Source organism: Nitrospira calida (assembly GCF_976986435.1).
The window spans coordinates 1,925,257-1,938,085 of record NZ_OZ335950.1 but is presented as its reverse complement, the minus strand read 5'-3'; the positions used below and the strand labels follow the sequence as shown (position 1 = coordinate 1,938,085).

Annotated in this window: 13 protein-coding genes; 1 reads left to right on the top strand and 12 read right to left on the bottom strand. The window is 62.0% G+C overall.

Annotation, left to right across the window (positions count from 1 at the left end; genetic code table 11):
- The 3 genes from ACWHTU_RS09620 to ACWHTU_RS09610 all read right to left on the bottom strand — a co-directional run bounded on the left by ACWHTU_RS09620 (position 1) and on the right by ACWHTU_RS09610 (position 3,459).
- On the bottom strand, positions 1 to 1,149 hold the full coding sequence (locus tag ACWHTU_RS09620; protein ID WP_447859119.1) for a hypothetical protein: 1,149 nt from the start codon (positions 1,147 to 1,149) through the stop codon (positions 1 to 3).
- 79 nt (positions 1,150 to 1,228) lie between these two features.
- Positions 1,229 to 3,091 carry a glutamate mutase L gene (locus ACWHTU_RS09615; RefSeq protein WP_447859118.1) on the bottom strand — a complete coding sequence of 621 codons (1,863 nt, stop codon included), beginning with the start codon at positions 3,089 to 3,091 and terminating at the stop codon, positions 1,229 to 1,231.
- Positions 3,088 to 3,459, bottom strand: a complete 372-nt coding sequence (locus ACWHTU_RS09610) for a hypothetical protein (protein ID WP_447859117.1) — start codon at positions 3,457 to 3,459, stop codon at positions 3,088 to 3,090. Before ACWHTU_RS09610 ends, ACWHTU_RS09615 begins: the two co-directional genes overlap by 4 nt.
- Positions 3,460 to 3,637: 178 nt before the next feature.
- Here ACWHTU_RS09610 and pgm point away from each other — a divergent pair, with 178 nt between their 5' ends.
- Positions 3,638 to 5,284, top strand: a complete 1,647-nt coding sequence (gene pgm / locus ACWHTU_RS09605) for a phosphoglucomutase (alpha-D-glucose-1,6-bisphosphate-dependent) (RefSeq protein ID WP_447859116.1) — start codon at positions 3,638 to 3,640, stop codon at positions 5,282 to 5,284.
- Positions 5,285 to 5,490: 206 nt separating this feature from the next.
- Here the strand turns inward: pgm and lipA are convergent, their stop codons facing one another.
- The 9 genes from lipA to ACWHTU_RS09560 all read right to left on the bottom strand — a co-directional run bounded on the left by lipA (position 5,491) and on the right by ACWHTU_RS09560 (position 12,773).
- A complete protein-coding gene (gene lipA, locus ACWHTU_RS09600) occupies positions 5,491 to 6,429 on the bottom strand; it encodes a lipoyl synthase (RefSeq protein WP_447859115.1) in 939 nt (312 codons plus the stop codon).
- On the bottom strand, positions 6,429 to 7,631 hold the full coding sequence (locus ACWHTU_RS09595; RefSeq protein WP_447859113.1) for a dihydrolipoamide acetyltransferase family protein: 1,203 nt from the start codon (positions 7,629 to 7,631) through the stop codon (positions 6,429 to 6,431). The genes lipA and ACWHTU_RS09595 overlap by 1 nt, the downstream gene beginning before the upstream one ends.
- Before the next feature lie 38 nt (positions 7,632 to 7,669).
- The gene (locus ACWHTU_RS09590) at positions 7,670 to 8,026 is read right to left on the bottom strand and encodes a hypothetical protein (RefSeq protein ID WP_447859112.1); all 357 of its coding nucleotides are present in this window, start codon (positions 8,024 to 8,026) and stop codon (positions 7,670 to 7,672) included.
- Between the two features lie 24 nt (positions 8,027 to 8,050).
- On the bottom strand, positions 8,051 to 8,416 hold the full coding sequence (locus ACWHTU_RS09585) for a hypothetical protein (RefSeq protein WP_447859111.1): 366 nt from the start codon (positions 8,414 to 8,416) through the stop codon (positions 8,051 to 8,053).
- Positions 8,417 to 8,432: 16 nt separating this feature from the next.
- Complete coding sequence (locus tag ACWHTU_RS09580) at positions 8,433 to 9,416, bottom strand: pyruvate dehydrogenase complex E1 component subunit beta (RefSeq protein ID WP_447859110.1); 984 nt, start codon at positions 9,414 to 9,416, stop codon at positions 8,433 to 8,435.
- 2 nt (positions 9,417 to 9,418) lie between these two features.
- Entirely contained in the window at positions 9,419 to 10,387 is a 969-nt protein-coding gene (gene pdhA, locus ACWHTU_RS09575; RefSeq protein ID WP_447859109.1) for a pyruvate dehydrogenase (acetyl-transferring) E1 component subunit alpha, read from the bottom strand.
- Positions 10,388 to 10,512: 125 nt separating this feature from the next.
- Positions 10,513 to 10,818 carry a Rieske (2Fe-2S) protein gene (locus tag ACWHTU_RS09570; protein WP_447859108.1) on the bottom strand — a complete coding sequence of 102 codons (306 nt, stop codon included), beginning with the start codon at positions 10,816 to 10,818 and terminating at the stop codon, positions 10,513 to 10,515.
- A 90-nt stretch (positions 10,819 to 10,908) separates the two neighbouring features.
- Positions 10,909 to 11,784, bottom strand: coding sequence for an Mrp/NBP35 family ATP-binding protein (locus ACWHTU_RS09565; RefSeq protein WP_447859107.1), 876 nt, complete (start codon positions 11,782 to 11,784; stop codon positions 10,909 to 10,911).
- A 158-nt stretch (positions 11,785 to 11,942) separates the two neighbouring features.
- Positions 11,943 to 12,773 (bottom strand): acyl-CoA desaturase, encoded by an 831-nt coding sequence (locus ACWHTU_RS09560; protein ID WP_447859105.1) that lies wholly within the window; start codon positions 12,771 to 12,773, stop codon positions 11,943 to 11,945.
- Positions 12,774 to 12,829: the final 56 nt, after the last annotated feature.

The window sequence follows — 12,829 nt, the reverse complement described above, 5'->3', positions numbered from 1 at the left end:
TCAGGCTCCTTCGATAACTTCGATGTTGGCGCGGGGAACGATCGCCGTGCTGCCGTCCGGAAAGCGGACCTCCAGGACGCGCACCAGGCTTTCGGTGGGAATTTTTTGAAGATCCGGCGGCAACCGCGAGACCTCGCCGATTTTGCCGAACAGAGGGTCGCGAATAATGCGGACAAGATCGCCGATCTTGATTCCTTCCCGCGTCCGTTCCCGCTCGTCTTGTCCCTCTCTCCCGTCCAGGGACCGGTGACGGTCGACGGGTGACGGAATGATGATCTCTGGCCGGATCACCCCTGCCCGGATTTGCGTCGCGCCGGAAACCGAGGCTTTCCAGCCGGCGTGCGCGGACAGCAGCTTGAACGTCTTGGCCGCCATTGGAATCGTGCCGAACCCTTCCGTCAGGATCAACGTGAATCCAACCTTCTCAGTGCCGGTAATCGCGACGCCCAGATCGTACCCGAGTAATGCCCGTAGATCCTTGTCATGAATGCCCCCGACTATGAGCGCCGCGACGCCGATATCCTTGGCCTTGTTCATGGTCTCGATCGGACAGAGCGCACCGCACACGACGACCTTCCCCCTGAACTCCGGGGCCAGGCGCTCCGGCGTGAAAGTTTCGTCCGGAGCTTGCACGGCGACGGTGATCTCGCCCCAGGTCTCTCCGCCGATCCCGAAAATGCCTTGCACCAAGCTGCAGGCGGTCTCGATGGTGACTCCGTGATTCGGGTGCACCTCGACGACGGTCCCGTCGATGTACGCCAGAAGTTCCAGAACGCGCGGCGGCTCGCGTAGGAGCACCTGACCGGTCACCGTCGAGACGGATTCGATCGTGCCCTGAATGGGCGAGCGGACCTCGGTTTTGAACCATTTGATCAGCGGCTTGTTCTCCGCGATGACCTCGTCTTTGTGCACGGGCTCGCCTTCCCGTTTGACCAGATACTCTCTGATCTCATCGGGCGCGATGCCCAGGAGATTGGCGACGTTGACCGCCTGCACCTTGCCGGGCAACTCGGCCCGCGCGACCGGCGAGTCGGCGTGCACCGCGTCGCCAACGTTGACCAGCACGGTGCCCGGCAGAGGCAGCAACCGTTTCCGTCTGACAATCGTGCGTTCGGTGACGGTCAGCCCGGGCGTGTATGCGTGAGCCATTTCTTCACGGAATATTGAATGATGAGTATTGAGTTGTCAGAAGACCAATTGCGACACGCGTAAGCTCATCCCTCAGAACTCAGCCTTCAACACCTGACATTGGATACAAGTCTACAGCTTTGTACCATTTGTTCAGGGCGGCCAAACGCGCGGCGTCGTCGCGCGGGAGCTGCAACGGACGTCCGCGGCCGTCGAGGAGCAAACCGACGACCCCGCCTTGCACCGAGCGGCTCACGGCGTGGCCGGGACCTTCGCCGAGATCGACAGTCTTGGCCGGCTGCATCGTCACGCGAGCCGTCCGATCCTGGGTCAGCGGAAACAGGCGGAGGTCGCCGAATCGCAACGTGCCGCGTTCCTCAGGCCGACCGTCGTCGAATGCGATCACGTAGTCGGCGCACCGCTCTCCGTCCTTCCCGCGCCCGATCGGCGCGACGCAGGCGCCGAGGTAGATCATGCAGTCCCGGATGAACACGTCGGTCGCCGCTTTTTCGTTCACCGTCGAAAGCACGCCAAGATGGGGCATCATGAAAATGCTGTCCACGGACAGGCGGGTGAAGCCCAGCGGTTCATAGGCGTCGATCATCATCATCATCGCTTGCACCCGCCGTGGCGCGTGGGACAGGATGCCGCCGCTCCCGACGATCAGATCCAGTTTCAGCATGTCGATCAGCGTCCGGCCGGAGGCCTGCTGCTCGAAGATATCCGAAATCGTCCGTTCCTGCTGTACGCCTTTCAGGCCCGTGGCCAGGGATTTGTGATGGATCAACGCCAGCCGCAGCGCTTCCCGCGCGATCGCCTGCTCCACCTGCAACTCGTCAAGCGTCTGCGGGATCGTCGTGGGTCGGATCATTTTGTTCTTAATCCGGTTCCGCAGCGTCTGCTCGTCGATAAAGAACGGCACCCATCGCATGATGTTTGCCAGTCCGGCTTCGGCCAGCACGTTGGAAATGCTGTACGACATGCCCAAATTGGCGCTGACGGTGCGGTTGAAGACGCCGTCGAACACCGAAAAGACGTCGGTCGTCGCACCTCCGATGTCCACCCCGATCAGATTCAGGTGTTGCCGCCTGGCGATGGTTTCCATAATCAACCCGACCGCGGCGGGGGTCGGCATGATCGGCGCGCCCGCCATCTCGATGAGTTTTTTGTACCCTGGTGCCTGGGCCATGACGTGCTCGAGGAACAAATCGTGGATCTTCTGCCGGGCCGGCGCCAGATTTTCCCGTTCCAGCACGGGCCTGATGTTCTCGGTGATCACCAGCGCGGTTTTTTTTCCGAGAATCTTGCTGATCTGCTCGCGCGCGTCCTTGTTGCCCGCGTAAATGAGGGGCAAGGTGTACGTGCTCCCGAACCGGGGGCGCGGCTCGGCGGCGGCGATGTATTCCGCCATCTCGACGACGTGCGTGATGGCTCCGCCGTCGGTGCCGCCCGACATGAGGATCATGTCCGGACGCAGGGTCCGGATCCGTTCGATCTTTTCATGGGGCAACCGTCCGTCGTTCGACGCGAGTACGTCGATGACGATCGCGCCCGCGCCCAGGGCGGCTCGCTGCGCGCTTTCCCCCGTCATGTTTTGGACGACGCCCGTCACCATCATCTGCAGCCCGCCGCCGGCACTGCTCGTGGAGATATAGATGTCCACCCCTACATTCGGCTCTCCCTGCAGCGTCCGGTTCGGCATGATGATGCGTTCGCCGTCGAGGATTTTCCGGCCAGACAGCTCTTCGATTTCGGCGATGGCGTTGAGCACGCCCTTCGTGACATCCTCGAACGGCGCTTCGACGGTGGTCGGCGCTTCGCCCCGATGAGTCTGGCGATATTCCTCGCCGATCTTTTCGATCAGAATGGCTTTGGTGGTGGTACTCCCGCAGTCGGTCGCGACGATGACGTTCAACGGTCGATCCTTCGCCTGCTTCTCGGCGGACGGACCGGACGCGGTCATCGAGCGGATGCTCCTTTGGGGGCGGATTTGGCCTCGATGAGGGCGATCAGACGGGGGATGGTCTCGCGGTGTTCGAGCAGGTGCGCTACCTGCGCGACTTCCTTGGTGCTGAAGGCCAGTTCCAGGATCGGCGTGAGGACATGCAACGCCTGGCTGCCGAGAAAGTTCATCGGGCCGACGGATTCCAGGAACACCGTCGCCGGCGTCGCCATCCCGCGTTGCACCACGGCGTCGGCGACCCGTTCCAACAGCGCCAGGTCTTCAGCGCTGAACGTCTCCCGATCTGTCGTCATGGCGAAGGCGCGGCGGAAGCCGGCCCGAAATTTGCCGACCTTTTTCGCGAAAAGTTCCTTGGAAAACGTGGCCATGATGAGTCGTGAAGACTAGATTGTGTGCAGTAACGGTTGATTATAGGGAGGGGTTGGAGGAGAGTCAATTCGACCGGCACGTGCCGTACCCGGCGGTTGACACGCGGGCGGCACCATCATTATGGTCGCAACGCCGACGTGCCAGATCGCCGAAAAAGATTTGGAGGGGGAGACAGCTATGGGTCTGCATCCGCTGGCGGGCAAGCCCGCCCCGGCCTCGAGCTTGATCAACATTCCCCGGCTGATCACGGCGTACTATGCGGAGAAGCCGGATCCCGCCCTCCACGAGCAACGGGTCTCCTTCGGCACATCCGGTCATCGCGGTTCGGCCTTCACGCGCAGCTTTAACGAAGCGCACATTCTGGCGATCACCCAGGCGATCTGCGAGTACCGCCGGGCGCAAGGCATCGCCGGTCCGCTTTATCTGGGCATAGACACCCATGCGTTGTCCGAACCGGCGTTTGCGAGCGCGATCGAGGTGTTGGCAGGCAACGGGGTCGACGTCATAGTGGATGACGCCGGCGGCTACACCCCCACGCCAGTCATTTCCCATGCCATCCTGACGCACAACCGCAACCGAACCACCGGTGCGGCTGACGGCATTGTCATCACGCCCTCGCACAATCCGCCCGAAGACGGCGGCTTCAAATACAACCCGCCGTCGGGCGGTCCGGCCGACACCCAAGTGACTGCCTGGATCGAAGAGCGGGCCAACGCCTTGCTCGCCGCCGACCTGTACGGCGTTGCGCGGATGCCTTATAGTCGTGCGCGCCGCGCCTCTACGATCCACGCGCACGACTACATTGGTGCCTACGTCGAGGACCTCCAGTCCGTCGTGGACATGGAAGCCATCCGGTCGGCCGCGCTCAGACTCGGCGTGGATCCCCTCGGCGGTTCCGGCGTGGCCTATTGGGAACCGATCGCTGAGCGCTACGGATTGCAGATCGAGGTCGTCAACCGCACGGTGGATCCGACGTTTCGGTTCATGCCGCTGGATTGGGACGGAAAGATCCGCATGGACTGCTCCTCGCCCTACGCCATGGCTAACTTGATTGCGCTCAAGGATCGCTTTGACGTGGCGTTTGGGAACGATGCGGACAACGACCGGCACGGGATCGTGACACGCTCGGCCGGCCTCATGAATCCCAATCATTACCTGGCCGTGGCAATCTGGTTTCTGTTTTCTCATCGTCCCGAATGGAGACCAGACGCGGCGGTGGGCAAAACGCTCGTCAGCAGCACCCTGCTCGATCGCGTGGCCGCCAAGCTCGGGCGGAAGCTCGTCGAGGTCCCCGTCGGCTTTAAATGGTTTGTGAACGGACTGCTGGACGGCTCGCTCGGCTTCGGCGGAGAGGAGAGCGCCGGCGCGTCGTTCCTGCGGCGAGACGGGACGGTGTGGACCACCGACAAGGATGGCATCATCATGGATCTGTTGGCGGCGGAGATGATGGCGCGGACCGGCCGCGATCCGGCTCAACTTTATCGGGAGATCACCCACGAGTTGGGCGATCCGGCTTACGAACGGATCGACGCGCCGGCAACACCGGAACAAAAGGCCATCCTGTCCAAACTCTCCCCCGAACAGGTACCGGTGACGGAACTGGCCGGTGATCGAATCATCGCGAAGCTCACCACCGCGCCCGGCAACGGCGCGCCGATCGGCGGGTTGAAAGTCATCACCGAGCACGGCTGGTTCGCCGCTCGACCCTCCGGGACGGAGGCCGTGTACAAGCTCTACGCCGAAAGCTTTCTCGGCCTCGACCATCTCCGCCGCATTCAGGAAGAGGCCCAGGCACTGATCGCTCGGATATTGATGGCTCGGTAACTCCGTCGCGGGTGGAAGCTGCAAGGGAGCCCGCAATCCACGAACCGGTTCGTGAACCAACTTTGTCCTGTCTTCTCTTTTCCCGTTCCTGATGGCACAGGGCTGCGACGGCCTGGCGGATAGCGGAGAGCGTCTCCGAGCTGAAGCGGTGACGTGCCGACAGGTTCGAGCTGGCGACAACGGAGCGGATGGCGCGGGGGAACTGCCTAGACCGTGCGTCCTCCGCCCGTGCGGCAACCATCGCCGGTCTGTTCAGCGGCGTGATAGGAGCTGCGCACCAGCGGACCAGATTCGACGTGGCTGAATCCCATCGCCAATCCTTCGGCTTTCAAAGCGGCGAACTCGTCAGGATGATAAAAGCGGGCGACCGGCAGGTGTCGTTTGGTTGGTTGAAGATACTGGCCGATGGTCAGAATGTCGCAGCCGACCGCCCGTAGGTCGCGCATCACTGCCCGCACTTCCTCGACGGTCTCCCCCATCCCGACAATCAGGCCTGATTTGGTACGCAGGCCCAAGCGTTTGGCGCGGGCCAACAACTCGATCGATCGGCAGTACCTGCCTTGCGGCCGGATGGACGGAAACAGCCGAGGCACCGTTTCGATGTTATGGTTGAGAATGTCCGGCTTCTCTGCCGCCACCGTCGCCAGCGCCGTCTCGTCGCCTTCAAAGTCTGGGATGAGCACTTCCACCGTACAGGACGGTGTCGTCAGCTTAATCTGCCGGATGGTTTCAGCAAAGACGGATGCCCCGCCGTCTTCCAATTCGTCCCGGTTGACGGAAGTGATCACCGCGTGTCGCAGTCCTAGGGTGCGAACGGCGTCAGCGACGCGTCTCGGTTCTTCGACGTCGACCGCCTGAGGCCGGCCGGTCGTCACCGCGCAATAGTGGCAGCGTCGGGTGCAGAGATCGCCGAGAATCAAAAAGGTGGCCGTTCTGGCGTTCCAACATTCCCATACGTTTGGGCAACGGGCTTCTTCACAGATCGTGTGCAGGTGGAGCGTATCGACGATCCGCCGGATGTCCTGGTAGTCTGGCCCTCGCTGCATGCGGACCTTGAACCAGGGCGGAAGCCGGCGGGTCAGGCCGCCGGGCAAAAGCATCTTCCCATCGGTCTTCCGGACTTCGGAGAGCGGGACGAAGCTCATCACAGCTCCTTCGGCAGGATCAATTCTATCGGATGCTCCAGGATGCGTTTGAACTCTTTCAGAAACTGCGCCCCTTGCAAGCCGTCGATGGCGCGATGGTCGCAGGACATGGTGACTGTCATGCGCTGGCCGATGGTCACGATCCCCTTCTTCGCCACCGGCACGTCGCGAATGGCGCCGACGGCCAGGGCTGCCGCTTCGGGCGGCATGAGCACGGCGATAAAATTGTCCACATCGAACATTCCCAGGTTGGAAATGGTAAACGTTGCCCCGGTGTACTCCTGTGGTTGCAGTCGCCTGCTGCGCGCCCGTTCAATGAGCGCGCGCGACTCTGCTGCGATCTGCTCGAGCGGCTTGGCGCCGCAGTTTCGCACGACCGGCGTGACGAGCCCGTCCTCCATCCCGACGGCGATGCCGATGTCGATCGAACCGTGCCGGCGGATGGCCTCGCCGGTAAAGGAAACATTAATCTCCGGATGCTTGGCGAGCGCCAGCGCCGCCGCTTTGATCAGCAGATCCGTCACGCTCGGGTGCGTCCGGCGACTCTGTTTGAAGTGATGCCTGAGCCGTTCGGCTTCTTCCATGTCGATCTCGATCGTCAGGTAAAAATGCGGAACCGGTGCCTTGCTCTGGGTGGTGGCTCGGACGATGGCCTTGCGCATTTGGCTGAGCGGGACGTCGACACCCGTGGATGGAACCGGTTCGGCGGCCGACGCCGCCTTCAACACGTCTTCCTCGACGATTCGCCCATCCGGGCCAGTGCCCGTGATCGTGGAAAGATCGACGCCCTTCTCGGCGGCTAAGGCCTTCGCACGGGGGGAGGCGAGGATGCGCGTCGCTTTGGCGGCCGATTCCGCTACGACGGGCGGGGTCTCGGAGGGCCGCGCGGATGCCGCCGGCTTCTCGGCCTGTGTCGATGGCGCGGCCTCGATGCGGTCGGCGAGCGCGTTGGTGATATCCTCGTCCGCCTCGGCGATGACGCCGATCAGCGTGCCGGATTTGACGGTTTCGCCCTCGCGCACGAGAATTTTGCGAAGAATGCCGGAGGCGAAGGCTTCGAGGTCCATGACGGCTTTATCCGTCTCGATTTCAGCCAGCACATCGCCGGCCGCTACCCTGTCGCCCTCGCGTTTCTTCCATTTGACGACGACGCCTTCTTCCATCGTGTCCGTCAGTTTGGGCATCACGACGCGACTCGCCATAGGCCGCTCCTCACCTTCAGCTTCTCACCGATGCGGGGTCAGATCGTGAACCACCGGCGCAGCCGTTCCATGAGGTTGAAGAGCCCGTGTGTCTCCGATTGCCCCGCCGGGTCCGGATACTCGATCCACGGCTCTTGAGAGCCCAGATACACGCCGTGGCGGACGCTCAACTGGCTCCTGAGCTGGCGGTACCCTCGTGCCTGGAGCATCCGAACGAGCTCGATCAGCGCAGCCTCGCGGGTGTCCCTGTCCCCTGTCAGGATACGCTCGGTCTCGTACCGGAAGACGGCCCGGTATCCGTCGCCGCCGCGTTCGATATCCGCCGGTCGGTTGAAGCCCCGTTCGCGGGCGTCGAAGCCGGCGATTCGATAGGTGTCCCTCTGATCCACCGCCATCGAATCCCTTCGATCCCGGCGCCGTCATTGCGCGCGGAAGACAGCCAGCAGATCGCTCAACGCGATCGTCTTGTGTTTCAACACCGCGCGTTCAGCCTTCACGTCTTCCAACACGGCGGTCTTTCCCGTTCCGCCTTTCAGACAGGCTGCGCCCAGCGCAAGGACTCGGTCGCACTCTGTTTCGACCTTGCCCTTCACCACCGGGTTGACCGTCAGCATCTCCATCGTTTGGGATCTGGTGGTAGAGAGATGCGCCTCCAATTCCTCGTCCGGATAGGCCTTCCGCGCCGCTTCGTCCAGACAACGGTCCAGGTATTGGGTCAAGAACACGTAGAGGCGGACCAAGGTCTCGGTGAGTTCGATGTGCCCGATGACGGGTCGCCCGGCCATGAGTCGTTCCTCCTTGTCAGGTTCGGTATGTGACGCGCCGGACCGCGGCAATGACCCTGGCCTTGTCCGGAATCGCGGCATCTTCCAGCGGGCGGCTGTACGGCATCGGGACATCTTCGCCGGTGACGCGTATGATCGGGGCATCCAGATACTCGAGGGCCGCGGCATACACGCTGTCAGCGATTTGCGCGCCCAACCCGCAAAAACGCCATCCCTCTTCCACAATCACCAGACGACCGGTTTTTTTCACCGACTCCACGATCGTAGTCAGATCCAAGGGCTTCAACGTGCGCGGATCGATCACTTCCGCCTGGAGCCCGTCCTTGCTCAACGCTTCCGCCGCCTCCAAGGCCACCAGGAGCATCTTCGAATAGGCCACAATCGTGACATCCCGACCAGACCGTTTGACCGCCGCCTGGCCGATGGGGATCGTGAACTCACCGTCCCCCACTTGCCCTTTGGTCCCGTAGAGAAGCTGAGCCTCGATGAAAATGACAGGGTTCGGGTCGCGGATGGCGCTTTTCAGCAGGCCCTTGGCGTCGTGCGGCGTGGCCGGCGCGATCACTTTCAGTCCCGGCACGTGACAGAACCAGGCCTCAAGACTTTGGGAGTGTTGCGCCGCCAGTTGATGGGCGGCGCTGCCCGGTCCCCGGATCACCATAGGGACCGACAGTTGGCCGCCGGACATATAGCGGATTTTGGCAGCGTTGTTGACGATCTGGTCAAGGGCCAGGATGCCGAAATTGAAGGTCATCAACTCGACGATCGGGCGTAAACCCGCCATCGCCGCCCCGATCGCCAGTCCGGTGAAGCCGGCTTCGGTGATCGGCGTGTCCAGCACCCGCTGGGGGCCGAATTCCTCGACAAAGCCTTTGCTGACTTTGAACGCGCCTTGGTAGTACCCGACTTCTTCGCCGATCAGGAACACGCGCGGATCCCGCCGCATTTCCTCGCGCATGGCCTGGTTGAGCGCTTCGCGATAGGTCAGCTCCTGCGGCATGGTCATTCCTCGACCATCACGTCGGTATACAATTCGTGAGGCTCGGGGAAGGGACTCTCCTCGGCGAATCGGACCGCGGCGTCCACGACGTCGTTCACTTCGCGCTCGATGGCTTTTAAATCGGCCTCCGTGCCGAGACGGTTGGTCACAATCGTCTGTCTCAGGAGCAGCAGTGGGTCACGTTTCCGATATTCCTCCACTTCTTCCTTCGTCCGGTAGTGTCCGTGCGCCGGGTCCGCCATGGAGTGGCCCATGAATCGGTACGTCATCGCCTCGATGAAAAACGGGCCCTGGCCAGAGTGCACTTGCTCCACCGCTTTCTGCGTCAGCGCCCGGACGGCCAGCACGTCCATGCCGTCGACGCGCTCGGCCATGATGCCATAGGACCGCGCCGTTTCGGCGACATTGGAATACAACGCGATGGCCCGCTCAACTGGCGTACCCATCCCGTATCGGTTGTTCTCGCAAATGAAGATCACCGGCAACTTCCAAAGCGCTGCCAGGTTGAACGCTTCGTGCGCATGCCCGCTGGGCACGGCTCCCTCCCCGAAAAAGCATAGGACCACCTGGTCATGCTGCTGATATTTGGCCGCGAAGGCCAGGCCGGTCGCGAGCGGGATGTGACCGCCGACGATTGCGTACCCGCCCATGAACCGGCGCTCCGCGTCCACCAGGTGCATGGAGCCACCCTTTCCTTTGCACAGGCCAGTGGCTTTGCCGAACAGCTCGGCCATCACTTTTCCCGGGTCCGAGCCGCGGGCGAGGCAATGGCCGTGATCGCGATAGGCGCTGATGACATAGTCGTCGGGCCGGATGGCCGCAATCGCTCCCACGGCGACGGCTTCTTCTCCGATGTACAGATGAAGAAATCCGGCGATCTTGGCGAGGGCATACATCTCCGCCGACTTCTCTTCGAAGCGGCGGATCAGGAACATCTGACGATACAGTGACAGCAGGTCGGCGCGGTCCATCCGACGGTATTATGCATGGACGGAGGAGACTCGCACAAGTCTGCGGCACGTCGGTGCTGGTCAGACTGTCACGGGGGCCGGGAGGGAACGAAAAGGAGAGGGCAGCCCTCACCGAAGGGCCGCAATCACAACAGCACTTTGACGTCCGTTCCGTCGACTTTGACCTGGTAGGATTTGACGCAGGCGGAAGGGTTATTGACCGACACGCCGGTCTTCACGTTGAACTGCCAGCCATGCCAGGGGCAGGTGACCACCTCGCCGTCCAGGTCGCCCTCGCCGAGCGGGCCGCCCCGATGGACACAGGTGTTGTCGATCGCATAATAGGTGCCGTCGACATTGAACACCGCGATGGTTTGCCCGTTGACCTCGGCGACCATCCCGCTTCCCGGAGCGATGTCCGACGTGCTCGCGACCCTTACGAAATCCGCCATGCCGTCTCCTCCCCTCGTTTGCAAAGCGACGCGTCGCGTCGAAAATGCATCCGTTGATCCCTCTGGTATTCCCCTGGGCTTGCCACCGTGCTACTTGTCCGCGAAAGGTCCTTTGATTTTTTTCAGCAAACGCTCGACGCCCTGTTCTTCTTCCCCCGCGCCCGTTTCCGCAAGCCGAGCCGCGATCTTGGCCGCAATATCGCGAAAGGCCGCCGCCTGTGGCGACTGGGGATCGGCCACGACGATCGGCCTGCCGGTGTCGCCGCCGTCGCGAATGGCGGGATCGATCGGAATCCGACCCAAAAACGGGATGCCCAGTTTTTCCGCCGCCCGTTCCCCGCCTCCGTGCGAAAAGATGTCGGTGCGGTGCCCGCAATGGCCACAGACGAAGTAACTCATGTTTTCAATGATACCCAGCAACGGCACGTTGACTTTCTGGAACATCATCAGTCCCTTGCGCACGTCATGCAGCGCGACTTCTTGGGGCGTAGTCACGGCGATGGCGCCGGAGAGCGGGACCAGTTGGGATAGCGTCAGTTGCGCGTCGCCGGTGCCGGGCGGCAGATCGATCAGCAGGTAGTCCAGTTCTCCCCACAGGACATCGCGGAAAAACTGCTGGATAGCGGTGTGCACCATCGGGCCGCGCCAGACGACGGCGGTCTCCTCCGGCACGAAGAACCCCATCGAAATCAGTTTGACGCCGTGGCTCTCGGCCGGAACGATCTTACCGTCCTTCTGTTCTGGCGGCTTCTCCACACCCATCATCATCGGCGTGTTGGGGCCGTAAATGTCGGCGTCCAACAGCCCGACCTTCGACCCGTTCAAACTCAGCGCGACCGCCAGGTTGACCGCGACGGTGGACTTGCCCACGCCGCCCTTGCCGCTGCTGACGGCAATCACCTTTCTGACGCCTGGGATGAGATGGCGTCCCTCCTGGGCTGAAGATCCGGGGTTCAGTTCGGGCATAAGACTCCCTTCCTCTCGGTCAGCGATCGGGAGATCTTCCGTCTTCCGGCACGCACATGTTCATCATAAGCGATGAGCCGAGGAAAAGAAATGGGCCTCTCGGCCCAGGTGCAGCCTGGGCCGAGGGGGGCGCGGGAATCGATGGTGGGGGGTAATCGCTACGATTTCTGCCGTTGGAGGTTGTACGCCAATCCGACCAACGATAAGCTGTAGATCAGCCACTTCGAGGGGTCGAAGTTATACCATTTGGGTCCGTTTCGATAATCGCGGAGATAGGTATGGTGATAGTTGTGATAGCCTTCGCCGAACGTGAGCAACGAGATAAACCAACTGTCGCGGCTGCTGTCGAAGGTCCCGTGCGGCTGGGAACCCCAGAGGTGGCAGATCGAGTTGATGCAGAAGGTCGAGTTCAACACAAGGAAGGTCCGGCAGATGCCGGCCAACAGGAAACAGCTCAACCCGCCCATCCATCCTCCGTTGACCAGGCCGATGACAAAAGGAAGAGCCAGACCGGACAGCACGATCGGCACATACCAGCGATGCTGCCACATCACCACCCGATCCTTGCGAAGACGCAGTTCATATTTCTCGTCGCGGTGCGGCGATTTGATGAAGATCCACCCGCAATGGCTGTACCAAAATCCTTTCGTCGCGTTGTAGGGGTCTTCCTCTTGATCGCAACGGGCATGGTGCCGAATGTGATCCGCGCACCAGCGCAGGGCCGAGTTTTCCAACGCCCACCCGCCTGCGACCAACAGACATGCTTTCACCCACTCGGGACATTCGAAGCTTCGATGGGCGACCAGCCGGTGATAGCCCACGGTGATGCCGAGCCCGCTCACCACGTACAAAATACCCAACATCGCCCAGTCGACCGCGCTAAACCCATGGAAATAACCGAACAGCGGAACGCCGACCACCGTCGCCAGCGTGACTGCCGCGAACAACACAATCGTGAGATAATCCAACGAATACTTCGTTTGGCCCATTCTTCCTCCTCCGCCCACACGTCTTTCGCCGTCGTGAGACCGACGGCCTCTGCGCG